The sequence below is a fragment of the Pseudomonas sp. F2 genome (assembly GCF_057174385.1).
In genome coordinates this window covers 5444571-5468765 of the sequence record NZ_CM169904.1, presented here as the reverse complement: position 1 = coordinate 5468765, position 24195 = coordinate 5444571, and the positions used below count along the sequence as shown (strand labels likewise).

Below are 24195 nucleotides of genomic sequence, written 5' to 3'. Positions count from 1 at the left end.
AGCGCTTATTCGCTGGAGAGCAGGTCCATGGTGTGCTTGTCCATCATTTCCAATGCACGGCCACCGCCGCGAGCAACGCAGGTCAGCGGGTCTTCGGCAACGATCACCGGCAGACCGGTTTCCTGAGCCAGCAACTTGTCGAGGTCACGCAGCAGCGCGCCACCACCGGTCAGCACCAGACCACGCTCGGCGATGTCGGAAGCCAGTTCTGGCGGCGACTGCTCCAGGGCGCTTTTCACGGCCTGAACGATGGTTGCCAGGGACTCTTGCAGAGCTTCCAGCACTTCATTGGAGTTCAGGGTGAATGCGCGTGGAACGCCTTCGGCCAGGTTGCGACCGCGAACGTCGACTTCGCGAACTTCGCCGCCCGGGTAGGCCGTACCGATTTCCTGCTTGATGCGCTCGGCCGTCGATTCACCGATCAGGCTGCCGTAGTTACGGCGCACGTAGGTGATGATCGCTTCGTCGAAGCGGTCGCCGCCAACGCGGACGGATTCGGCATAGACCACACCGTTCAGGGAGATCAGCGCGATTTCGGTGGTACCACCGCCGATATCGACGACCATCGAGCCACGGGCTTCTTCAACCGGCAGGCCGGCACCGATCGCAGCAGCCATCGGCTCTTCGATCAGGAACACTTCACGGGCACCGGCACCAAGGGCCGATTCACGGATGGCACGACGCTCAACCTGGGTGGATTTGCATGGAACGCAGATCAGCACACGAGGGCTGGGCTGCAGAAAGCTGTTTTCGTGAACCTTGTTGATAAAGTATTGCAGCATCTTTTCGCAGACGCTGAAGTCGGCAATCACGCCGTCCTTCATCGGACGAATGGCAGCAATGTTGCCCGGCGTACGGCCGAGCATGCGCTTGGCTTCGGTGCCGACAGCGACGACACTTTTCTGGTTACCGTGTGTCCGAATGGCCACAACCGATGGCTCATTCAGGACGATACCGCGCTCGCGCACGTAAATAAGGGTGTTGGCAGTGCCCAGGTCAATGGAGAGATCGCTGGAAAACATGCCACGCAGTTTCTTGAACATGGGAAAGGGACCCTAGGCAACGCGTGGGTAAAAAAGTGCGGCAAACTCTAACAACGACAGGGATTTTGGGCAAGGCGCCAATATGTTAAATTGGCCGCTTTTCTGTGCACCAAGCCCCACAATCGCGGCCTTATGACCGTAGAAGTGCGGTAGTGTTCCGACAATCTAACACACGGACGCCGTCCGTTCTGTTTTCCACTGGAGAATCCCGATGGCGCTAGAACGCTCCGACGTGGAAAAAATCGCGCATCTGGCCTGCCTTGGCCTGAATGATGCCGATCTTCCGCACATTACTTCCGCCCTCAACAGCATTCTCGGGCTGGTCGACGAAATGCAGGCCGTCGATACCGACGGTATCGAGCCTTTGGCCCACCCGCTGGAAGCCAGTCAGCGCCTGCGCGCCGACGTCGTGACCGAGACCAATCACCGCGAGGCCTATCAGTCCATCGCACCAGCGGTCGAAAACGGCCTGTATCTGGTTCCGAAAGTCATCGACTAAAGGGAAAGAGCCTGCAATGCATCAAATGACTCTGGCCGAGATCGCCCGCGGTCTCGCCGATAAAAAGTTTTCCTCCGAAGAGCTGACCAAAGTCCTGCTGGCGCGTATTACCCAGCTCGATCCGCAGCTCAACAGCTTCATCAGCCTCACCGAAGAGCTGGCGCTTGCGCAGGCGAAAGCCGCCGACGCGCGTCGGGCCAACGGTGAGAGCGGTGCCCTGCTTGGCGCGCCGATCGCCCACAAGGACCTGTTCTGCACCCAGGGCATCCGCACCAGTTGCGGCTCGAAGATGCTCGACAACTTTAAAGCGCCATACGACGCCACCGTGGTTGCGAAACTGGCGGCTGCCGGTGCCGTGACGCTGGGCAAGACCAACATGGACGAGTTCGCCATGGGTTCGGCCAACGAGTCGAGCTGGTACGGCGCGGTGAAAAACCCGTGGAACCTGGAACACGTACCGGGCGGTTCGTCCGGTGGTTCGGCCGCGGCGGTTGCCGCGCGCCTGTTGCCGGCGGCCACGGCCACCGACACCGGTGGTTCGATCCGTCAGCCCGCCGCGTTCACCAACCTCACCGGCCTGAAACCGACCTACGGTCGCGTATCGCGCTGGGGCATGATCGCTTACGCCTCCAGTCTCGATCAGGGCGGCCCGCTGGCGCGCACTGCCGAAGACTGCGCGATTTTGTTGCAAGGTATGGCCGGGTTCGATCAGAACGATTCGACCAGCATCGATGAGCCGGTTCCGGATTACTCCGCGGGTCTCAACACTTCGCTGCAAGGCCTGCGCATCGGCGTGCCGAAGGAATACTTCAGCGCCGGTCTCGACCCGCGCATCGCCGAACTGATCCAGAACAGCATCAAAGAGCTGCAGAAGCTCGGCGCCGTGATCAAGGAAATCAGCCTGCCGAACATGCAACACGCGATTCCTGCGTACTACGTGATCGCCCCGGCCGAAGCTTCCTCGAACCTGTCGCGTTTTGACGGCGTGCGCTTCGGCCATCGCTGCGAGAACCCGGAAAACCTGATCGACCTGTACAAGCGCTCGCGTGGCGAAGGCTTCGGGCCTGAAGTGCAGCGCCGGATCATGGTCGGCGCCTACGCGCTGTCCGCCGGTTACTACGACGCCTACTACCTGAAAGCGCAGAAGATCCGTCGCCTGGTGAAGAACGACTTCATGGCGGCCTTCAATGAAGTCGACATCATCCTCGGCCCGACCACGCCGAACCCGGCCTGGAAGCTCGGCGCAAAGAACAGCGATCCGGTCGCTGCCTATCTGGAAGACGTCTACACCATCACCGCCAACCTCGCGGGCCTGCCGGGTCTGTCGATGCCGGCCGGTTTTGTCGACGGTCTGCCGGTGGGCGTGCAGTTGCTCGCGCCGTATTTCCAGGAAGGTCGCCTGTTGAACGTTGCCCACCAGTATCAGTTACACACTGACTGGCACACCCGCACCCCGCAGGGGTTTTGAAACTGCTGCGCTCGGTAATGCTGCGTTGAAAACTGGCTCGTAATGCTCATTGACTAAAGTCAACTCCGCTTACTCGCCAGTTTTCGCCTTGCCTTACCTTCGCTCGCAACGTTTCAAAATCCCCAGCAAAAGGCTAGGAGACACACATGCAATGGGAAGTCGTGATCGGGCTGGAGATTCACACTCAGCTCACTACCCGGTCGAAAATCTTTTCCGGTAGTTCCACCCAGTTCGGCTCCGAGCCGAACACCCAGGCCAGCCTGATCGACCTGGGCATGCCCGGCGTATTGCCGGTACTGAACCAGGAAGCGGTACGCATGGCGGTGATGTTCGGTCTGGCGATTGACGCCGAGATCGGTCAGCACAACGTGTTCGCGCGTAAAAACTACTTCTACCCGGACCTGCCGAAGGGCTACCAGATCAGCCAGATGGAATTGCCGATTGTCGGCAAGGGCCACCTGGACATCGCCCTGGAAGACGGCACGGTCAAGCGCGTCGGCATCACCCGCGCGCACCTGGAAGAAGACGCCGGCAAGAGCCTGCACGAAGAATTCAATGGTGCCACCGGCATCGACCTGAACCGTGCCGGCACGCCGCTGCTGGAAATCGTTTCCGAGCCGGACATGCGCAGCGCCAAGGAAGCCGTGGCTTACGTCAAAGCGATCCACGCGCTGGTGCGTTACCTGGGCATCTGCGACGGCAACATGGCCGAAGGCTCGCTGCGTTGCGACTGCAACGTCTCGGTCCGCCCGAAAGGCCAGGTCGAATTCGGCACCCGCTGCGAGATCAAGAACGTCAACTCGTTCCGCTTCATCGAGAAGGCGATCAACTCCGAGATCCAGCGGCAGATCGAGCTGATCGAAGACGGCGGCAAAGTGATCCAGCAGACCCGTCTGTACGATCCGAACAAGGACGAGACCCGTCCGATGCGTTCCAAAGAGGAAGCCAACGACTACCGTTACTTCCCCGATCCGGACCTGCTGCCGGTGGTCATCGAAGAGTCGTTCCTCGGCGAGGTGCGCGCCACCCTGCCAGAACTGCCACCGCAAAAGCGCGAGCGTTTCCAGAGCCAGTTCGGTCTGTCGGCCTACGACGCCAACGTGCTGGCCACCAGCCGTGAGCAAGCGGACTACTTCGAAAAAGTCGCGGCCATCGGTGGCGACGCCAAACTGGCGGCGAACTGGGTGATGGTCGAGTTGGGCAGCCTGCTCAACAAGCAAGGCCTGGACATCGAGGACTCGCCGGTCTCCGCCGAGCTGTTGGGCGGCATGCTGCAGCGCATCAAGGACAACACCATCTCCGGCAAGATCGCCAAAGTGGTGTTCGAAGCGATGGCCAACGGCGAAGGCACGGCGGACGAGATCATCGACAAGCGCGGCCTCAAGCAAGTGACCGACAGCGGCGCGATCTCGGCGGTACTGGACGAAATGCTCGCGGCCAACGCCGAGCAGGTCGAACAATACCGCGCGGCCGACGAAGCCAAACGCGGCAAGATGTTCGGCTTCTTCGTCGGTCAGGCCATGAAGGCTTCGAAAGGCAAAGCCAACCCGCAGCAAGTGAACGAACTGCTGAAAAGCAAGCTCGAAGGCTGATGAAAATGGAGCCAGACAAACAGCCTGGCTCCATCCCCTGTGGGAACAATCTATGGCTGAAGGGGTTTTGTGGTGAGGGGATTTATCCCCGATGGGCTGCGAAACGGCCCCGATTCTTCTGTATCTGGAATTTGGGGGCGCTGCGCGCCCCATCGGGGATAAATCCCCTCGCCACAGACGCTGATCTCCACATTGTGTTGTTTCCACATTTGTTTTGTGGAGCTTTCGAATGAAACGCCTGCTCGGCGCCTGCGCCCTGCTCTCCTTGCTCGCCGGTTGCGCCAGCAACGACATCATCGACCCGCACGGTTACGACCAGACTGGCGTCGCTTCCTATTACGGTGCCAAACACCACGGTAAACGCACCGCCAGCGGCGAAGCGTTCAACCAGAACTCCCTGACCGCCGCCCATCGCCAACTGCCGTTCGGCACGCGGGTGAAGGTCACCAACCTGAAAAACGACAAATCCTGCGTTGTGCGCATCAACGATCGCGGCCCGCACACCCGTGGCCGCTTGATCGATGTCTCCCGTGAAGCCGCCGAACGCCTTGGCATGCTCGGCAGCGGCACGGCACGCGTGCGCGTACAGGCCCTCGACGACTGATGGAGCGCTGACCATTTTTGCTCTGGCCGATTTACCGCTGATCAACGTGATCGAGTTGCTCAGCGGCCTGATCCTGTTGATCCTCGGCGCCGAACTGATGGTGCGCGCCGCGGTGCGCCTGGCCGCGCGCCTGCATGTGCGCCCGCTGATCATCGGCCTGACCATCGTCGCCCTCGGCAGCAGCGCCCCGCAAATGGCGGTCAGCCTGCAAGCGACCCTGACGCACAACCCCGACATCGCCGTCGGCAGCGTGATCGGCAGCAGCATCTTCAACATCCTCGTGACCCTCGGTCTGTCGGCGCTGATTATTCCGCTGCGGGTCTCGCGGCAACTGGTGCGCCTGGATATTCCGCTGATGATCGGCGCCAGCCTGCTGGTGTTTGTCCTCGCCTGGAACGAACAGATCGGTCGCTTCGACGGCGTACTGTTACTTGCGGCATTGGCGTTGTACCTCAGTTTGTTGCTGCGCCAGTCGCGGCACTCGGCGCGTCCGCATTCGCAATTGCCGCAAGCCCCGCAGGTGCCGTGGTTCAGCAGTCTGTTGATGATCGTTGTCGGCCTGGCGCTGCTGGTGTTCGCCGGGCATTTGCTGCTCGGCGCAGCGGTGGCGGTGGCGACGGACCTGGGTTTTTCCGAACGGGTGATCGGCCTGACCGTGGTCGCAGTCGGCACCTCGCTGCCGGAACTTGCCACCTCGCTGATCGCCGCACTGCGCGGACAGCGCGATATCGCCGTGGGCAACGTGATCGGCGCCAACCTGTTCAACCTGCTCGGGGTGCTCGGCGTTACCGCACTGATCGCACCGACACCGTTGTCGGTCTCGCCCAACGCACTGGATTTCGACCTGCCGGTGATGCTCGGCGTCGCCGCGTTGTGCCTGCCGGTGTTCTATTCCGGCTATCGCGTGACCCGCGCTGAAGGTTTGTTGTTGCTCGGTTTGTACGCGGTTTACGGGCTGCACGTGGTGTCGTTCACCACCGGCATGCCACTGGCCGGCAAACTGGAAAAGCTGATGCTGTTTTACGTGCTGCCAACGCTGCTGGCGTTTCTGTTGTTCACGTCCGTACGCGCCTGGCGCCGCCAACACCACAAGAGGGATGTGCCATGACCGATTCGCAGAAAACCGGGGTTGAAATCCGCCGCCAGGTAATGGGCGACGCGTTTGTCGACCGCGCGCTGGGCAATGCCACCGAGTTCACTCAACCCTTGCAGGATTTCGTCAACGAACACGCCTGGGGCGGCGTGTGGAATCGCGAAGGTTTGCCGCTGAAGACTCGCAGCCTGATCACCCTCGCCGCGCTGACCGCGTTGAAGTGCCCGCAGGAATTGAAGGGTCACGTACGTGGCGCGTTGAACAATGGCTGCACGGTCGATGAGATCCGTGAGGCGCTGCTGCATTGCGCGGTGTACGCCGGCGTACCGGCGGCGATCGACGCGTTCCGCGCGGCGCAGGAAGTGATCGACAGTTACCAGAAAAACTAAAAGATCGCAGCCTTCGGCAGCTCCTACAGGAGAACGCATTCCAATGTAGGAGCTGCCGCAGGCTGCGATCTTTTGATCTTGCCCTTCAGATCCACCCACCCCACTGCAACAGAAAGATCCCGATATTGGTGGTCACCGCCGCCATCAGCGTGGTCAGCACGATGATCGCCGCTGCCAGCTCATGATTGCCCTGCGCCGCACGGGCCATAACGAAACTGGCGGCGGCGGTCGGGCTGCCGAAGTACAGAAACAGAATCCCCAGCTCCGCCCCGCGAAAGCCCCACAGCCATGCGCCCAGCGTGGCAATCACCGGCAGGCCGATCATCTTCACCAGACTCGAGCTGAGCGCCATGTTGCCGCTTTTGCGCAGCGCCGCCAGCGACAGCGTACCGCCAATGCAGATCAGGGCCAGCGGCAGCGTGGTTTGCGCCAGGTACTGGCCGGAGGTTTCCAGCCAGCCCGGCAGACCGATCTTGAAATAAGCGAACGGCGCCGCCGCGATCACGCTGATAATCAGCGGATTGCTGAACACGCTTTTGCAGATGCTCCACGGATCGGACTTGATCACCGGGCTGTACACCGCGAGCACGATGGTCGACAGGGTGTTGTAGAACAGGATCACCAGCGCCGCGAGAATTGCCCCGAGAGAAATCCCGTAGTCGCCATACATGCTCGCCGCCAGCGCCAGGCCGATCACGCCGTTGTTGCCGCGAAACGCGCCTTGGGTGTAGATGCCCCGGTCTTCACGCGGGCAGCGGAAAATCGCCCAGCCCCAGGCCAGGGCAAAACTGACCAGCGTGGCGAGGGCGAAATAGATGAGCAGCGCCGGTTGCAACGCGGCGTGCAGGTCGGCATGCAGGATGCCGAGAAACAGCAGCGCCGGCATGCTGACGTTGAACACCAGCGAGGAGGCGGTGTGGATGAAGTTGTCGTTGATCCAGTCGATGCGCTTGAGCAACACCCCGAGGAACAGCATGGCAAACACCGGCGCGGTGATGTTCAGGGTTTCGAGGAAGATTGCCAGCATGCCGGGGGAGCCTTTGGGTGAGCGTCGTCAGGGGCTAATGATAAGCCACTGAGTTGCCATTGAAGATCAAAAGATCGCAGCCTGCGGCAGCTCCTACAGTGGAATTCGCGTTTCCCTGTAGGAGCTGCCGCAGGCTGCGATCTTTTTTGGACTCAGGTAATCGGCGCCGGATTGAACAGGGTGATGTCGTTATGCAGCTTGTGCTTCTCCGCCCATGTCTGCTGCTTGCCGCTCGCCACATCCAGGTAATAGTGGAACAACTCCCAGCCCAACGCCTCGATGGTCGCGCGCCCGGTGGCGATACGTCCGGCGTCGATGTCGATCAGATCCGGCCAGCGTTGCGCCAGCTCGGTCCGGGTCGAGACCTTCACCACCGGCGCCATCGCCAGGCCATACGGCGTACCTCGCCCGGTGGTGAACACATGCAGGTTCATCCCCGCGGCCAACTGCAAGGTGCCGCAGACAAAATCACTCGCCGGCGTCGCGCAGAAAATCAAACCCTTCTGCTTGAAACGCTCACCAGGGCCGAGCACGCCATTGATCGCGCTGCTGCCGGATTTGACGATCGAGCCCAGCGACTTTTCGACAATGTTCGACAAACCGCCCTTCTTGTTGCCCGGCGTGGTATTGGCGCTGCGATCCGCTTCGCCCTTGGCCAGATAGCGGTCGTACCAGTCCATCTCGCGCACCAGTTCCTGCGCCACGGTCTTGGTTTCGGCACGGGACGTCAGCAGATAGATCGCATCGCGCACTTCAGTGACTTCGGAAAACATCACCGTCGCCCCGGCGCGCAGCAGCAAGTCCGAGGCATACCCCAACGCCGGGTTGGCGGTGATGCCGGAGAACGCATCGCTGCCGCCGCACTGCATGCCGAGTATCAGCTCGGAGGCCGGCACGGTTTCGCGGCGGCGCTGGTCAAGTTTCTGCAAACGGACTTCGGCCAGCGCCATGATCTGCTCGATCATCTCGGTGAAACCGTGACTGGAATCCTGCAGGCGATACAGCCACGGCTCGCTGAGATCCACCGAGGCGTCATCCTCGTGCATCACCTGCCCGGCCTGCAATTTCTCGCAGCCCAGGCTGATCACCAGCGCTTCGCCACCCAGGTTCGGGTTGCGTGCCAGATTGCGCACGGTGCGGATCGGGATGTACGCATCGGTGGCGGTGATCGCCACGCCGCAGCCGTAACTGTGGGTCAGCGCCACCACGTCATCAACGTGCGGATACTTCGGCAGCAGCTCGTCCTTGATGCGCTTTACCGCGTGATCAAGCACGCCAGTCACGCACTGCACCGTGGTGGTGATCCCGAGAATATTGCGTGTGCCGACGGTGCCGTCGGCGTTGCGATAACCCTCGAACGTGAAGCCTTCCAGCGGGGCCTGCGCGGCCGGCACTTCGGTGGACAGCGGCAGGCTGTCCAGCGGCGGCGCGGTCGGCATGCGCAGTTGATCTTCCTTGACCCAGCTGCCCCGCGGGATCGGCTGCAACGCGTAGCCGATGGTCTGGCCGTAGCGAATCACCTGGCCGCCCTCGGGAATGTCCTCAAGAGTCACCTTGTGGCTCTGCGGCACAAAGTCCACGGTCACCAGACCGTCCGGGAACTCGGTGCCGGCCGGTACGCCCTGGTCGTTGACCACAATCACTACGTTGTCCCGCTCGTGCAGGCGGATGTAGCGCGGCGAGTCGGAATGTTCAATCAACTGCATGACGCCGCTCCTCAGGAATGCGCTTGAGACAATTTGCCAGTGATTTCAGAACCACCGTTGGTTGGCGGCTCTTTGAGCACCACACGTTTGATCGGGCCGACGATCACCAGGTAGCTGAACACCGCAACCAGTGCGTTGGCACCGACGAACACCAGTGCCCACTTGAACGAACCGGTGGAGCTGATGATGTAGCCGATCACGATCGGCGTGGTAATCGAAGCGAGGTTGCCGAAGGTGTTGAACAACCCGCCGCTCAGGCCAGCGATCTGTTTTGGCGAAGTGTCGGACACCACCGCCCAACCCAGCGCGCCCACGCCTTTGCCGAAGAAGGCCAGGGCCATGAAACCAACGACCATCCATTCCACGTCAACGTAGTTGCAGGCCACGATGCTGCTCGATACCAGCAAGCCGGCAATGATCGGCGCCTTGCGGGCGAAGGTCAGCGAATGCCCTTTGCGCAGCAGGTAATCGGAAATCACCCCGCCAAGCACCCCACCAATAAAGCCGCAGATCGCCGGCAACGAGGCAATGAAACCGGCCTTGAGGATGGTCATGCCGCGCTCCTGCACCAGGTACACCGGGAACCAGGTCAGGAAGAAATAAGTGATGCCGTTGATGCAGTACTGGCCCAGATACACGCCGAGCATCATGCGGTTGGTCAGCAACTGACGGATGTAATCCCACTTCGGCCCGTCGGCTTTTTTGCCTTGCTTGACGTCCATGTCGACCATGCCGCCATTGTCGGCGATGAACTGCACTTCGGCTTCGTTGGCCAGCGGATGCTGACGCGGGCTGTGGATAACCTTGAGCCAGACCAGCGAGAAGATGATGCCGAGGATACCCATGACAATAAACACGTGCTCCCAGCCGAAGCGATACACGATCCAGCCCATCAGCGGTGCAAACAGCACAGTGGCGAAGTATTGCGCCGAGTTGAAGATCGCCGAGGCCGTACCGCGTTCAGCGGTCGGGAACCAGGCCGCGACAATCCGTGCGTTACCGGGAAAAGATGGCGCCTCCGCCAGACCGACCAGGAAGCGCAGCATGAACAGCGCAACGATCGCCGTGGACATGCCGAATTCACCGACAAAGCCTTGCAGCACGGTGAACAGCGACCAGGTGAAAATGCTCAGGGCGTAGACTTTTTTCGAGCCGAAGCGATCGAGCAGCCAGCCACCGGGAATCTGTCCGGCAACGTAGGCCCACCCGAAAGCGGAGAAGATATAACCGAGGGTGACCGCGTCGATACCGAGGTCTTTTTGCAGGCTGGAACCGGCGATGGCGATGGTCGCTCGGTCGGCGTAGTTGATCGTGGTCACCAGAAACAGCATGAGCAGGATCAAATAGCGGACGTGAGTCGGCTTGGACGATTGCATGTAGATGTACTCCCACTGATTATTTTTATGCGCGGGTGAATCTTTCTTTGGTCTGGCTTTTGTGGGAGCTGGCTTGCCAGCGATGGCATCACCGCGGTACGACGAACTATCGCGTCGTCCGCATCGCTGGCAAGCCAGCTCCCACAGGTATTGCGTGTATCAGGAGCCGATGTAGCTGGTCTTCACGACCGTGTAGAACTCTTGCGCATAGCGGCCTTGCTCACGTGAGCCATAGGATGAACCCTTACGGCCCCCGAACGGAACGTGGTAATCGACACCGGCGGTCGGCAGGTTGACCATCACCATCCCGGCCTGCGAATGGCGCTTGAAGTGGTTGGCGTACTTCAGCGACGTGGTGGCGATACCGGCGGACAAACCGAACTCGGTGTCGTTGGCCATCGCCAGCGCCGCCTCGTAATCGGCCACGCGAACGATGTTGGCCACCGGGCCAAAGATTTCTTCACGGCTGATACGCATCGACGCTTCGCTGTCGGCAAACAGCGTTGGCGCGAGGAAGTAGCCTTCGGTGTCGCAGGTCACCAGACCACCGCCGCTGACCAGACGTGCACCTTCGGACTGGCCGATGTCGATGTACTTCATGTCCTGTTCCAGCTGCGCCTGGGAAACCACCGGACCGATGTCGGTGCCGGATTTCAGCGCGTGGCCGACCTTGATCGACTGCATGCGCTCGGCCATGGCTTCGACGAACTTGTCATGAATCCCGGCAGTGACGATCAAGCGGCTCGACGCCGTGCAACGCTGGCCGGTGGAGTAGAACGCGCTCTGCACCGACAGCTCGACCGCCTGCTTGAGGTCGGCGTCGTCGAGAATGATCTGCGGGTTCTTGCCGCCCATTTCCAGCTGAACCTTGGCCTGGCGCGACACACAATTAACGGCGATCTGCCGACCCACGCCGACCGAACCGGTGAAACTGATGCCATCAACTTTCGGGCTGTTGACCAGCGCTTCGCCGACCACCCGACCGCTGCCCATCACCAGGTTGAACACGCCGGCCGGGAAGCCAGCGCGGGAGATGATTTCCGCCAGGGCCCAGGCACAGCCGGGCACCAGATCCGCCGGTTTCAGCACCACGCAGTTGCCGTAGGCCAGCGCCGGAGCAATCTTCCAGGCCGGGATGGCAATCGGGAAGTTCCACGGGGTGATCAGACCGACCACGCCGAGGGCTTCGCGGGTGACTTCGACGTTGACGCCCGGGCGCACCGACGGCACATAGTCGCCGGACAGACGCAGGCATTCACCGGCGAAAAACTTGAAGATGTTGCCGGCGCGGGTCACTTCGCCGATGGCTTCGGGCAGGGTCTTGCCCTCTTCGCGAGCCAGCAGGGTGCCGAGTTCTTCGCGACGGGCGAGGATCTCCGTGCCGACTTTATCCAGCGCATCGTGACGGGCCTGAATGCCCGAAACCGACCAGGTCGGGAACGCGGCGCGGGCCGCATCGATGGCGGCGTGAACCTGCGTCAGGTCAGCCTTGGCGTAGTCGCCGATGGTATCGCTCAGTTCGGACGGGTTGATGTTCGCCGAGTAGTCGGCACCGGCGACCCATTCACCGTTGATGTAGTTGTCGTAGCGTTTTGCAGTTGTCACAGGGCAGCCCTCAAATCTCAAAGCCTTTACGCAAAAAGCCGCTGATTACTCAGCGGCCGCGTTTTTGTCGGGTGTTACTGCGCACCTTGCTTGTCGATCAGCGCAGCCAGCATTTCGTACTCTTCGCCGGTCAGGTCGGTCAGCGGTGCCCGCACCGGGCCTGCGTCATAGCCGGCGATTTTCGCGCCTGCCTTGACGATGCTCACGGCGTAGCCAGCCTTGCGGTTGCGGATGTCGAGGTACGGCAGGAAGAAGTCGTCGATGATCTTGCCGACGGTGGCGTGATCGTCGCGGGCAATCGCGTGGTAGAAGTCCATCGCGGTTTTCGGGATGAAGTTGAACACCGCCGACGAGTAAACCGGCACGCCCAGTGCCTTGTAGGCAGCGGCGTAGACTTCCGCGGTCGGCAGGCCGCCGAGGTAGCTGAAGCGATCACCGAGGCGGCGACGGATCGACACCATCAACTCGATATCGCCCAGACCGTCCTTGTAGCCGATCAGGTTCGGGCAGCGCTCGGCCAGTCGCTCCAGCAATGGCGCAGTCAGGCGGCAGACGTTGCGGTTGTAGACCACCACCCCGATGTTCACCGATTTGCACACGGCTTCAACGTGGGCGGCGACGCCGTCCTGACTGGCTTCGGTCAGATAGTGCGGCAGCAGCAACAGGCCTTTGGCGCCCAGGCGCTCGGCTTCCTGGGCGTACTCGATGGCCTGACGGGTCGAACCGCCGACACCGGCCAGAATCGGTACGCTGCTGGCGCAGGTATCGACGGCAGTCTTGATGATTTCCGAGTATTCGCTGGCGGCCAGGGAGAAGAACTCACCGGTGCCGCCGGCGGCGAACAAGGCTGAAGCGCCATACGGAGCCAGCCATTCCAGACGCTTGATGTAGCCGGCGCGGTTGAAATCGCCCTGCGCGTTGAAATCAGTGACCGGGAACGACAGCAGGCCGGCAGAGAGGATGGACTTCAGTTCTTGTGGATTCATTATTCGAACACCCTGGGTAGCAACGTTTTTTGTGAGTTTTATGATTCAGCCAACGCTGAAGTTGTAGGTCATCGTACAACTTAAAAGACAACCGTCAACTGCATTTCATCGTTGCCCCGCACTTTTTGTCGGACAAGATTCCTTCTTGACGTAGGAAAAATCTGGTCTAGGCTCGATTTAACTGTATATACATACAGTTAAAAATAAATTCACCGACGACATATCAAGGAGCCAGAAATGTCCGGACTGCATGCAAAACCACAGGAACGACCCAACCCGGTCGTCGCTCGACTCGATGATCTTTTCACTGTAAAAGGCATCCGCTTCAACGCCGACAATCCGCATCTGCTGCTGCACATCGCCGACGCCCACAGCGATGTCGCACCGGCTACCGCCCTCCCCGGCAACGCCTTGAACATTCGACCGCCACTGCGCTTCGAAGGCGCTGAACACACAGCCATCGGCGACAACACCCTGCTGCGCTTCAGCGAAAATGCCGAACCGATCCGCGCGCAAAACAAGCCCTTGCACTTGCCCAATGGCCTTGCGCTGACCTACGGCCAGGTGGTGGCGCTGGCTGGAGATTTCTACGGTGTGGTCGATCGACCGATCAACGAAGGCGCGACCCCGGCTGATCGCCTGAACCGCTTCCACGCTGCATTTGATTCTCTCGCCGTGCTGCCGGCCTCACGCGCCGAGGCCACACAGATTCTCGCGGTCATGCAAAAGGAGATCGACGCGGTCAAACAGGCGATCAAGGACGGCAAAGCACCGCACGAAGCCTACGACGCGCTCGGAGATACGTTGTCCGAAGAGTGGAACAAGCTCACCGGCGGCGGCAGTTTCGTCTCCGCGCTGTTTCCGCTTGGGCGTTATCTGAAACTGGCGGCGAACAACACCGACCACTTCGGCGAATGGGCCAGACTGGCCTACATCGCCGGCCACACCGCCGCCCTGCAAACCGCAGTCGCAGCCCGCACCGATCACGATGAGCAGCAACTGGAACGGGCCTACGCGATGAACGCGTTTGCCGACCACTTCCTCACCGACCTGTTCTCTGCCGGCCACCTGCGTGTGCCACGCAAAGAGATGGCGGCGGTGGTCACGCCGAGCGATCTCGGCTCGCTGGTCACCCGTTTCATGCACGACGAGGACAGCAAGTTCGGCCTCAAGGTACGCAACGCCCACGGCGATCAATGGCGTGCCTACGGCGACAAGCGCTACTTCGACGCCAGCGACGCGGACAACCGCACCCAGGTCAATCTGGCAGTGCAAGCTTCAGCGGACGAAATCTTTGCTGCCTACCTCAGCGGTAACGTGCCCGCCCCTTCAACGTTTGCCGCGCTGCAACGCCTGCCGGATCTGACGGCGGTGCTGAATCTTTCCAGCAACTTCTCGCCGCTGTTCCGCGTCGAGGGCGGCAAGGTGCTGCGGCGCAAAGATGTGAACAACCTCAACGACACCGCCACCATCGATGACTGGTGGGGCTGGAGCACGTACTTGCTGCTCAAGGACTACCACCCGACGGGCAACGTCAATCAGGGAGAATGAGCAATGACGATCACATTGAAACTGGAACTGGCGTCGGGGCAGTCGCTGCAGGGCGCACCGCTGGAGCTGCTGGCGGACGGCAAGCCGATTGCGCGAGGGATTGTGGATGAGGACGGTTTGGTGGCGTTTGCTGCCAAGCCGCGCAAAGCAAAACTGGCGGTGAGGGTGGATCGCTCGATATTGCCGCGCTGAATTCACCGGCCTCATCGCTGGCAAGCCAGCTCCCACAGTGACGGATGTCGTACGCGAAAGCCGCTTCAACACTTCAACTTGGGGGAGCTGGCTTGCCAGCGATGGCGGTATGTCAGGCGCACATAAACCGCCAGACACTCAGCCGCGCTGCGCCTGCGCCTCTTCATGGGCCTGGCGCAGCCTTTCACGGCTGTTGGTCAAATGCAGGCGCATCGCCGCCCGCGCCGCATCGGCATCCTGGCGGGCAATCGCCTCGTAGATTTCCTCGTGCTCACGGCTCAGGCGGTTCATGTAGTGCTGCTGATCATCGTGGGCCAGGCGCGCCGAATTCAACCGCGTACGCGGAATGATGCTGGTGCCCAGGTGGGTCATGATGTCGGTGAAGTAGCGGTTGCCGGTGGACAGAGCGATTTCCAGGTGGAAGGCGAAGTCCGACGCTACCGCATCGCTGGCGTGGGCCACGCTGTCGTTCAGTGCATCGAGGGCGGCGCGCATGGTCGCCAGTTGTTCGGGACTGCGACGTTGCGCGGCGAGGCCGGCAGATTCGACTTCCAGGCTGATGCGCAATTCGAGAATCGCCAGCACATCACGCAGGGTGACCACCGTGGCCGGATCGATACGGAAACCGCTCGGGCTTGGCGTGTCGAGCACAAAAGTGCCAATGCCGTGGCGGGTTTCAACTTGACCGGCCGCCTGCAAACGGGAAATGGCCTCGCGCACCACGGTGCGGCTGACGCCATGGGCTTCCATGATCGCCGACTCGGTAGGCAGTTTGTCACCGCGTTTGAGCAGGCCATCGCGGATCTGCTCGCTCAGCACCGTCACCAGTTCCTGGGCCAGGCTGCGGCGCTTGCGCGGGAGGCGAGGGGTGTCGATCGGGTTTTCCATGGTCAACGTCTGGTCTCGAAAATTCGGCTTGGTGAGCATCATAGCGCACGCGGGTTGTACGATCACTGTCGAGTCGAAACACCGCCCCTGTAGGAGCTGCCGCAGGCTGCGATCTTTTGATCTTGAAAAACAACATCAAAAGATCGCAGCCTGCGGCAGCTCCTACAGGGGTGTGGTGTTCAAGCGGTCACGGCCTGTTCCACCAGATGCCCGCTGTCGATCCGCACATGCCGTGGGTGGAAGCGCTTGAGGCTGCTGCGGTGGCCGACGCTGACAATGCTCAGGCCCGGCAACTGATCGATCAGCGCCTGATACAACGTTGCCTCATCCTCTTCATCCATCGCCGACGTCGCTTCGTCCATGTACAGCCATTGCGGTGCGTAAAGCATGGCGCGGGCGAAGGCCAGGCGTTGCTGCTCACCCGGCGACAGCATGCGCTGCCAGTGATTGGCTTCGTCCAGACGTGCGACCAGATGCGGCAGACGGCAAGTCTCCAGCACCTGCGCGTAACGCTCTGGCGCGTAGGTGTCGCCCGGTTGTGGATAACTCAAGGCTTCGCGCAGGGTACCGATCGGCAGATACGGCTTCTGCGGCAGGAACAGATAACGCGCCGCCGGCAGGCGAATAGCGCCGTGGCCCGCGGGCCACAAGTGCCCCATCGCCCGCAGCAACGTCGACTTGCCGCTGCCGGATCGGCCGCTGAGCATCACCCGCTCGCCCGGCTCCACCGTCATGTCGGCATTGGTCAGCAGGTGACGACCATCGGCCAGGTCCAGGCCAAGATTGTGCACTTGCAATTCACTGCCCTGATTCTGCACATCGATGGCCGGAGCGCGCTGTTCGTTATCGGTCATGGCCTGACGGAAGCTCAGCAGACGATCACAGGTGGCGCGCCAGGACGCGAGGCTCTGATAGGCGCTGATGAACCAGCTGAAACTCTCCTGGACGTTGCCGAATGCCGAGCTGATCTGCATCAGTTCACCCAGCTCGATCTTGCCGGCGAGGTAACGCGGCGACGCCACGATAAACGGGAAAATGATCGCAGCCTGGCTGTAACCGGCAGTGAAGAACGTCAGGCGCTTGGACACTTTCATGATGTCCCAGAAGTTGTGCCAGACATTACCGAAGCGACCGCTCAAGCGACGGTTTTCGTTCGGCTCGCCGTTGTACAACGCGATGCTCTCGGCATTCTCACGAATCCGCACCATGGAAAAACGCAGGTCGGCTTCGAAGCGTTGTTGTTGGTTGTTCAGGCCGATCAAGCGGCGACCGATCAAGTGCGTCAGCCAGCTGCCCACCACGGCATAGACCAGCACGCACCAGAACATGTAGCCGGGAATGGTGATGCCATAGACCTCAATGCTGCCCGACACGCCCCACAGAATGATCGAGAACGACACCAGGCTGACGATATTGCGCAGCAGGCCGATCCCCAGCTCAAGGGTATTGGAGGTGAAGTTATTGAGGTCTTCGGAAATCCGCTGGTCCGGGTTATCGGTGTAACCGCCCTGCTCCAGCTGGTAGTAATTCTTGTCGGCGAGCCAACGGGAGAAATGCTTTTCGGTGAGCCAGGCCCGCCAGCGAATCGTCAGCATCTGGGTCAGATAAAGCCGGTACACCGCACCAACAATCGCCACCGCTGCAATCGCGCAGAAATACAGAATCAGCTGCCAGAACGCCGCTTCATCTTTCTTCTGCAGCGCGTTGTAGAAATCCTTGTACCAGGTGTTGAACCACACCGAAATCCCCACGCTGAGCAGCGACAGCGCAATCACCGCAATCAGCAATGTCCAGGCCTTGCCCTTCTCTTCACTGCGCCAGTAAGGCGTGATGATCCCCCACACCTTGCGAAAAAACTGCCCGCGCACAGCATCGTTGACCGCGGAATATTCAGCGTTCTGATTCATGGAAAAGGCTCGATAAAGAAAAGAACAGACACGCACCGATCATAGTTGATCGGTGCGCGTTATCGCGAGAGTTGGCGATGGCCGTTCAGCGCAGGTTCAGCGACGAACCGGGCGCTTCTGCAGTTTGCGCTGCAGGGTGCGGCGGTGCATGCCCAGGGCGCGGGCAGTGGCGGAGATGTTGCCTTCGTGCTCGGTGAGCACGCGCTGGATGTGCTCCCATTGCAGACGGTCCACCGACATCGGGTTTTCCGGCACCAGGCTGTCGAGGTCGGCGTGCTCGGAGAGCAGCGCAGCCAGCACGTCGTCGGCGTCGGCCGGTTTACACAGGTAGTTGCAGGCGCCGCGCTTGATCGCTTCGACTGCCGTGGCAATGCTCGAATAACCGGTGAGGATCACCACGCGCATTTCCGGGTCCAGTTCCAGCAGCTTGGGCAGCAGCACCAGACCGGAGTCGCCGTCCATTTTCAGGTCCAGCGCGGCGTAGTCCGGCAGGTCGGCCTGGGCGATGGTCAAGCCTTCTTCGGCGGAACCGGCAGTGCTGACGCGAAAGCCACGGCGGGCCATGGCACGGGCCATTACCCGGGTGAAGGTCGCGTCGTCGTCGACCAGCAGCAAATGCGGCAGTTCTTCGCCTTCGACTTGGATTTCGTCACTCATGTTGGTCTCCTCGGGCGCCGTGGGGCAGGCGCAGCTCGGTGAGCGTGCCGCCTTCCTCATGACTATAGAGTTTCACTGAGCCGCCGGCGCGTGTCACGCTGGCCTTGCTCAAAAACAGGCCCAGGCCGAAACCTTTGCCCTTGGTGGTAAAAAACGGTTTGCCGATCTGCTCGGCGATGGCCAGCGGCACGCCGGCACCGTGGTCACGAATGCTGATGGTCACGGTTTCCGCGTCCCAGTCCAGCGTCACCTGAAGATTTTCCGGGCAGGCGTCGGCGGCATTGTTCAGCAGATTGAGCAGCGCCTGGGTCAGATCCGGCGGCGGTGCCATGCGCGGGACTGTGCCCTGGCCGAGACGCTGAAAGCGATAACTGGCTTCCGGACGCATCAGGTGCCAACGGTTCAGCGCTTCGTCGAGCCATTGGGTGACGTCCTGCATCTCCACGGCCATACGGCGGTTGGCCTCGGCGGCGCGCACCAGTTGTTGCAACGTTTCTTTGCACAGTTTGACCTGATCCTGCAGCACCTTCAGGTCGTCCTGCAACATCGCGTCGGGGTGGTCCTGCTGCATTTCCTTGAGCAACACGCTCATGGTCGCCAGCGGTGTGCCGAGTTCATGCGCCGCGCCAGCGGCCTGGGTGGCGACGGCGAGCAATTGCTGATCGCGCAGGCCTTCTTCGCGACGAATCGCGCGCAATTCTTCCTGACGACGCAGCTCTTCAGCCATGCGCGCAGCGAAAAACGTGATCACCGCAGCCGCCAGCGCAAAGCTCAGCCACATGCCGTAGATCTGCAGGTTCTCGCGGGCCACCGGCAGAGTTTCCAACGGGTAGAAACGCGTGAGCATCACGGTGTACAGCGCCAGCGCGATGCCGGACAGAATCACCGAATAACGCCACGGCAGCGTCACCGCCGCGATGGTCAGTGGCACCAGATAGTAGGAAACGAACGGGTTGGTCGAACCGCCGGAGAAATACAGCAGCGCACTGTGGATCACCAGATCGCAGGCCAGTTGCAGCGCATATTCGAGTTCAGTCACCGGCCACGAGGTGCGCAGACGCACGGCAGTGAACACACAGAGCAGTATCGAGCAGCCGAGGGTCATCGCCAGTTGCACCCACGGCAACGGCAGCAGTTGCAGCCAGTAGGCCAGGCCAACGGAACCGGCCTGCGCGGCGAGCACCAGGGTGCGGATGAACGTCAGCCGCCAGAGGTTCTGGCGAGTGGCGGAAGTCAGTTGTACGGGGGCGAGCATGAGCTCTCCTGATGAGCGCTCCAGGCGGATCGCACGGAGTATAACCAAGCCGCGGCTTTGAGAGGCGAAAGTGCGGCAAATGACCACATGGCGCTGGCGGTAAATTGGGCTACAGCGCATGGCTGTCCGAGATCAGTGTGGTGAGGGGATTTATCCCCGATGGGTGGCGAAGCCGCCCCAAACACTGCAATCCGCTTTTCACGGGCAGACCGCATCCGCAGAATTGCGACTGCTTCGCAGCCGATCGGGGCGGTGCGACGTTTCGCTAAATCCCCTCGCTACAAAAACACTTCCAGGCCAATCCGGCGCATCTGTATAGAAGTTGTAACTGGGCGAACCGCAGCGCAGAAGCTAGAGTCTGATGGTTTCACGCAGGGACGAACCAACACCTGCGCATTATTCAAGGAGCCTTCATGCACACATTTCGCCGCAGCGCCGCCCTTCTCGCCCTGACCGTCGGCAGCATCGCCAGCCTTCCGGCGCTGGCCGCCGATGAGCTGCACTACAACCAGATCTCCCTGCGCGCCGAAGTCAGCCAGGAAGTGGCCCGCGACCTGATGATCGTGACGCTCTACACCGAAGCGCAAAACACCGACCCGGCCAAACTCGCCGCCGACGTCAGCACCACCATGAACAAGGCGCTGGCCCAAGCCAAGCAAGTCAAAGACATCACCCTGCGCCAGGGCAGCCGCAACAGCTACCCGATCTACGACACCAAGGGCCAGAAAATCACCGGCTGGCGCGAACGCGCCGAACTGCGCCTGGAAAGCGCCGACTTCGCCGCCCTGTCCAAACTCACTGGCGAACTGCTGACCGACCTGAAAATGGGCGGCATGGACTTCGCCATCGCCGAGCCGACCCGCAAGGCCAGCGAAGACCAACTGCTCAAAGAAGCCGTCAACGCCTTCAAGGCCCGCGCGCAACTGGCCACCGATGCACTGGGCGGCAAAGGCTACAAAATCGTCAACCTGAACCTCAACAGCAACGGCTACCCACAACCGTACATGCGCGCCCCGATGATGATGAAAGCCGCCGGCATGGCGGATTCGGCACCGGTCACACCGGAAGTCGAAGCCGGCACCAGCCAGGTCAGCCTGACTGCCGATGGCTCGATTGAAGTGCTGATGCAGTGAATTGATGTGGGCTGAATGAAAAACCGGCGATCAGAGAATGATCGCCGGTTTTTTTGTGCCTGGGAGTTGTGTTGTTTGATCTGACGCCTTCGCGAGCAAGCTCGCTCCCACATTTGAAATGCGCACTCCTGTGGGAGCGAGCCTGCTCGCGAAGAACGATAACGCGGTCTCAAGCCGGCGGATCAACCCGATCCAGCGCCCGATTCACCGCCAGTTCAGCGAGCATGATGATCTGCTGGATCGCCAGCGCCGTATTGCGCTGCGGGCGACTGAGCTGATCGGCGAAATCACTGGCCATGGTGTTGGCCGAGGCCAGGGACTCACAGGCGTGGGCCAACAGACTTTCCGTGTCGATGCCCGGATGGACGAGGAACATCGAGCTGGGTGGACGCGGTTTTGTGGCTTCGGGGCTTAAGTAGAAATCGAGGGCGCGTTTGATCGCTTCGCGGTTTTTTGCGAGGTCTTCGGCGTGGAGGGCTTCGGTGAGTGGGGTTGTGGGTTCGAGTGGTGGATCTGGGACTGGCTTAGTCATTGGATAACCCTATTTTTGCAAATGAACGCCAGCACTTGCCGTTTCTCACGCGGCGAAGTGGGTGGCAGCTATGTGCGGGGTGAGAAACCGGAAAAATAGGAAACCGGCCAGACCGAAGTCTGCCCGCACACAGCCGCCATGACGCATTTGCAGGCAAAAGATAAGCCGCCTGCAATTATGCGGACACATGGACTGAATCACTAATTTTTCCAGGCTCTCACACCCGATCGCTGAGTTTTCAGCGACAGCTCAAGGCTAGAGAGCCAGCGTCCGAGGGACAACCTGAAAATCTTGTGGGAAGGTTCTGGTTATCCCACACACCTTTAAACACAACCCCACTCCCTGTAGGAGCTGCCGAAGGCTCGGGCCGCGTTCGGACGATCTTTTGACTTTGACTCTCACAATTAAAAGCAAGATCAAAAGATCGCAGCCTTCGGCAGCTCCTACAGGGGGATCGGGTTTATTCAGTTAGAGACCGGTCGGCTGTCAGGCCGACATCGCTGGCAAGCCAGCTCCCACAGTGGTGGAATTCAACCAATAGGCCGAGTGCCAGCTCGCCGAAAGCTTTTGATCTTGATCCACGGGCGACGTCGGAAAGCTGAGCGCAGGGATTGATCCGGGCGTGGGAGCGCAGCGACCGTTTGGCGCAGCCAAACACAGCGAGAGGAGGTGCAGCGAAGCAAACCGTAGACGCTGCGCCCGGATCGATCCCGGAGCGAAGGAACCCCGAGCCCCAGCGAGCGGGCCGAACGCAGGAGCAAGCGTTTTTGGTTACTTTTGGGGCGTTTGCCAAAAGTGACCCGCCGTAAGGGCGGAACCCCAAGCCGCCGTTACCGCAGCAACGGATATGTACCCACGGCCCAGATATACCGAGATAGACACCCCAACAAGAAAAACGATATTTCCGAACACACCCAAATCCCCGCTACCCTGAAAAAACAACCACCTCCAAAACCCGGGGACTCCATGGAAAGATTCACCCTCAAGCCACTCCTGATCACTCTCGCACTAACAGCCATAGCCCCCATCGCCAACGCCACCACCACCCTGGTCTATTGCTCCGAAGCCAGCCCCGCCGGCTTCGACCCCAGCCAATACACCAGCGGCACCGACTTCGACGCCTCCGCCGAAACCGTCTTCAACCGCCTCACCCAATTCCAGCGCGGCGGCACCGACATCGAACCCGGCCTGGCGACAAAATGGGACGTTTCCAACGACGGCCTGCAATACACCTTCCACCTGCGCCAAGGCGTGAAATTCCACACCACGGAATATTTCACCCCGACGCGCGACTTCAACGCCGACGACGTGCTGTTCACCTTCCAGCGCCTGCTCGACCCGGACAACGCCTTCCGCAAAGCCTACCCCGCCGAGTCTCCGTACTTCACCGACATGGGCCTGAACACCACGATCAAATCAGTGGAAAAACTCGACGACAACACCGTGCGCTTCAACCTGAACAACGTCGACGCCGCGTTCGTGCAAAACCTCGCCATGAGCTTCGCCTCGGTGCAATCGGCCGAATACGCCGCCCAACTGTTAAAGGAGGGCAAAGCCGCCGACCTCAATCAGAAACCGGTGGGCACCGGCCCGTTCGTGTTCAAGCGTTACCAGAAAGACGCGCAGATCCGCTACGCCGCGAACAAGGACTACTGGAAACCCGAGGACGTGAAAATCGACAACCTGGTGTTCTCGATTACCCCGGATGCCGCTGTCCGTCTGCAGAAGCTCAAGACCGGCGAATGCCAGGTCAGCGGCTACCCGCGCCCGGCCGACATCGAAGTGATGGAACAAGACCCGAACCTGCGCGTATTGAAGCAGGCCGGTTTCAACCTCGGCTTCCTCGCCTACAACACCACTCACCCGCCACTCGATCAGCTCAAGGTCCGTCAGGCGCTGGACATGGCCATCGACAAACCGGCGATCATCAAAGCCGTCTACCAGAGTGCCGGGCAACTGGCGCAGAACGCCTTGCCACCGGCGCAATGGTCGTATGACCCGAACATCAAGGACGCGCCGTACGACCCGGTGAAAGCCAAGGCGCTACTCAAGGAAGCCGGGGTTGCACCGGGTACCACCATCAATCTCTGGGCGATGACCGTGCAGCGCGCCTCCAACCCGAATGCGCGGATGTCGGCGCAGATGATCCAGCAGGATTGGGACAAGATCGGGATCAAGGCCAACATCGTCAGCTACGAATGGGGCGAATACATCAAGCGCGCTAAAAATGGCGAACACGACGCGATGATCTATGGTTGGACAGGAGACAACGGCGACCCGGACAACTGGCTCGGCGTGCTCTACAGCTGCGCGGCAGTCAAGGGCAGCAACTACGCCAAGTGGTGCGACCCGGCCTACGACAAATTGATTCAGCAGGCCAAGGTGTCCACGGATAAAGCGCAACGGGTAAAACTGTATCAACAGGCGCAACTGATCCTTAAACAGCAGGTGCCGATCACGCCCATTGCCAACTCCACGGTGTTCCAGCCGCTGCGCAAGGAAGTGAGCGACTTCAAGATCAGTCCGTTTGGCCTTACACCCTTCTACGGCGTGGGTATAAATAAGTAACACCAGGCCCCAATGCGGCGCGCACAACGTGACCGGCGCACCGTTTTGGGGCTTCGTTTGCACCGTAAAAAACGGCCGCAAACGGTCAAATGCGTCAACTCTTATACAAATGCGACATTAAGGT

General features: G+C 60.7%; 21 protein-coding genes. 10 read left to right on the top strand and 11 right to left on the bottom strand.

All coding sequences use genetic code 11. From position 1 onward, the window contains the following. Window positions 1–5: 5 nt before the first annotated feature. Window positions 6–1043, bottom strand: coding sequence for a rod shape-determining protein MreB (mreB, locus tag AC193Q_RS24480; protein WP_002555108.1), 1038 nt, complete (start codon window positions 1041–1043; stop codon window positions 6–8). Between the two features lie 211 nt (window positions 1044–1254). Between mreB and gatC the strand changes: the two genes are divergently transcribed. The 6 genes from gatC to AC193Q_RS24450 all read left to right on the top strand — a co-directional run bounded on the left by gatC (window position 1255) and on the right by AC193Q_RS24450 (window position 6688). After that, a complete protein-coding gene (gene gatC, locus AC193Q_RS24475; protein WP_003221657.1) occupies window positions 1255–1542 on the top strand; it encodes an Asp-tRNA(Asn)/Glu-tRNA(Gln) amidotransferase subunit GatC in 288 nt (95 codons plus the stop codon). Between the two features lie 16 nt (window positions 1543–1558). Continuing rightward, complete coding sequence (gene gatA / locus AC193Q_RS24470; protein WP_047291281.1) at window positions 1559–3010, top strand: Asp-tRNA(Asn)/Glu-tRNA(Gln) amidotransferase subunit GatA; 1452 nt, start codon at window positions 1559–1561, stop codon at window positions 3008–3010. Window positions 3011–3156: 146 nt separating this feature from the next. Further along, window positions 3157–4602 (top strand): Asp-tRNA(Asn)/Glu-tRNA(Gln) amidotransferase subunit GatB, encoded by a 1446-nt coding sequence (gene gatB, locus AC193Q_RS24465; protein WP_041072816.1) that lies wholly within the window; start codon window positions 3157–3159, stop codon window positions 4600–4602. 229 nt (window positions 4603–4831) lie between these two features. Then, complete coding sequence (locus AC193Q_RS24460) at window positions 4832–5206, top strand: septal ring lytic transglycosylase RlpA family protein (RefSeq protein ID WP_095667493.1); 375 nt, start codon at window positions 4832–4834, stop codon at window positions 5204–5206. A 46-nt stretch (window positions 5207–5252) separates the two neighbouring features. Then, window positions 5253–6314, top strand: coding sequence for a calcium/sodium antiporter (locus tag AC193Q_RS24455; protein ID WP_095667494.1), 1062 nt, complete (start codon window positions 5253–5255; stop codon window positions 6312–6314). After that, window positions 6311–6688, top strand: coding sequence for a carboxymuconolactone decarboxylase family protein (locus AC193Q_RS24450; RefSeq protein ID WP_047291274.1), 378 nt, complete (start codon window positions 6311–6313; stop codon window positions 6686–6688). Before AC193Q_RS24455 ends, AC193Q_RS24450 begins: the two co-directional genes overlap by 4 nt. An 85-nt stretch (window positions 6689–6773) precedes the next feature. On the opposite strand, the gene AC193Q_RS24445 is transcribed toward AC193Q_RS24450, so the two are convergent. The 5 genes from AC193Q_RS24445 to kdgD form a co-directional block, all read right to left on the bottom strand. Continuing rightward, window positions 6774–7715 carry an AEC family transporter gene (locus AC193Q_RS24445; RefSeq protein WP_121183708.1) on the bottom strand — a complete coding sequence of 314 codons (942 nt, stop codon included), beginning with the start codon at window positions 7713–7715 and terminating at the stop codon, window positions 6774–6776. Window positions 7716–7867: 152 nt separating this feature from the next. Continuing rightward, on the bottom strand, window positions 7868–9421 hold the full coding sequence (gene garD / locus AC193Q_RS24440; RefSeq protein WP_121183706.1) for a galactarate dehydratase: 1554 nt from the start codon (window positions 9419–9421) through the stop codon (window positions 7868–7870). 11 nt (window positions 9422–9432) lie between these two features. Further along, a complete protein-coding gene (locus AC193Q_RS24435) occupies window positions 9433–10797 on the bottom strand; it encodes an MFS transporter (protein ID WP_095667497.1) in 1365 nt (454 codons plus the stop codon). A gap of 159 nt (window positions 10798–10956) precedes the next feature. Further along, window positions 10957–12402: an aldehyde dehydrogenase family protein gene (locus AC193Q_RS24430; RefSeq protein WP_095667498.1), complete on the bottom strand. Its 1446-nt coding sequence runs from the start codon at window positions 12400–12402 to the stop codon at window positions 10957–10959. 74 nt (window positions 12403–12476) lie between these two features. Next, window positions 12477–13388, bottom strand: coding sequence for a 5-dehydro-4-deoxyglucarate dehydratase (kdgD, locus tag AC193Q_RS24425; RefSeq protein ID WP_047291262.1), 912 nt, complete (start codon window positions 13386–13388; stop codon window positions 12477–12479). Between the two features lie 237 nt (window positions 13389–13625). Between kdgD and AC193Q_RS24420 the strand changes: the two genes are divergently transcribed. After that, window positions 13626–14939: a phospholipase gene (locus AC193Q_RS24420; RefSeq protein ID WP_483878903.1), complete on the top strand. Its 1314-nt coding sequence runs from the start codon at window positions 13626–13628 to the stop codon at window positions 14937–14939. Window positions 14940–14942: 3 nt separating this feature from the next. After that, complete coding sequence (locus AC193Q_RS24415; protein WP_476284981.1) at window positions 14943–15131, top strand: hypothetical protein; 189 nt, start codon at window positions 14943–14945, stop codon at window positions 15129–15131. Window positions 15132–15269: 138 nt separating this feature from the next. Here the strand turns inward: AC193Q_RS24415 and AC193Q_RS24410 are convergent, their stop codons facing one another. From AC193Q_RS24410 to AC193Q_RS24395, 4 genes are all read right to left on the bottom strand, one after another. Then, entirely contained in the window at window positions 15270–16019 is a 750-nt protein-coding gene (locus AC193Q_RS24410; protein ID WP_182402785.1) for a FadR/GntR family transcriptional regulator, read from the bottom strand. A gap of 179 nt (window positions 16020–16198) precedes the next feature. Continuing rightward, window positions 16199–17926, bottom strand: coding sequence for an ABC transporter ATP-binding protein/permease (locus tag AC193Q_RS24405; RefSeq protein ID WP_131671444.1), 1728 nt, complete (start codon window positions 17924–17926; stop codon window positions 16199–16201). A gap of 96 nt (window positions 17927–18022) precedes the next feature. Continuing rightward, on the bottom strand, window positions 18023–18583 hold the full coding sequence (locus AC193Q_RS24400; protein ID WP_003221630.1) for a response regulator transcription factor: 561 nt from the start codon (window positions 18581–18583) through the stop codon (window positions 18023–18025). Continuing rightward, window positions 18576–19838 (bottom strand): ATP-binding protein, encoded by a 1263-nt coding sequence (locus AC193Q_RS24395; protein WP_027610820.1) that lies wholly within the window; start codon window positions 19836–19838, stop codon window positions 18576–18578. The genes AC193Q_RS24400 and AC193Q_RS24395 overlap by 8 nt, the downstream gene beginning before the upstream one ends. A 413-nt stretch (window positions 19839–20251) precedes the next feature. Here AC193Q_RS24395 and AC193Q_RS24390 point away from each other — a divergent pair, with 413 nt between their 5' ends. Further along, a complete protein-coding gene (locus AC193Q_RS24390) occupies window positions 20252–20971 on the top strand; it encodes an SIMPL domain-containing protein (RefSeq protein WP_047291253.1) in 720 nt (239 codons plus the stop codon). Between the two features lie 169 nt (window positions 20972–21140). Here the strand turns inward: AC193Q_RS24390 and AC193Q_RS24385 are convergent, their stop codons facing one another. Continuing rightward, window positions 21141–21503: a DUF6124 family protein gene (locus AC193Q_RS24385; RefSeq protein ID WP_483878902.1), complete on the bottom strand. Its 363-nt coding sequence runs from the start codon at window positions 21501–21503 to the stop codon at window positions 21141–21143. Between the two features lie 966 nt (window positions 21504–22469). Between AC193Q_RS24385 and AC193Q_RS24380 the strand changes: the two genes are divergently transcribed. Then, entirely contained in the window at window positions 22470–24071 is a 1602-nt protein-coding gene (locus AC193Q_RS24380) for an ABC transporter substrate-binding protein (protein ID WP_121183694.1), read from the top strand. The last annotated feature ends 124 nt before the right edge of the window (window positions 24072–24195 follow it).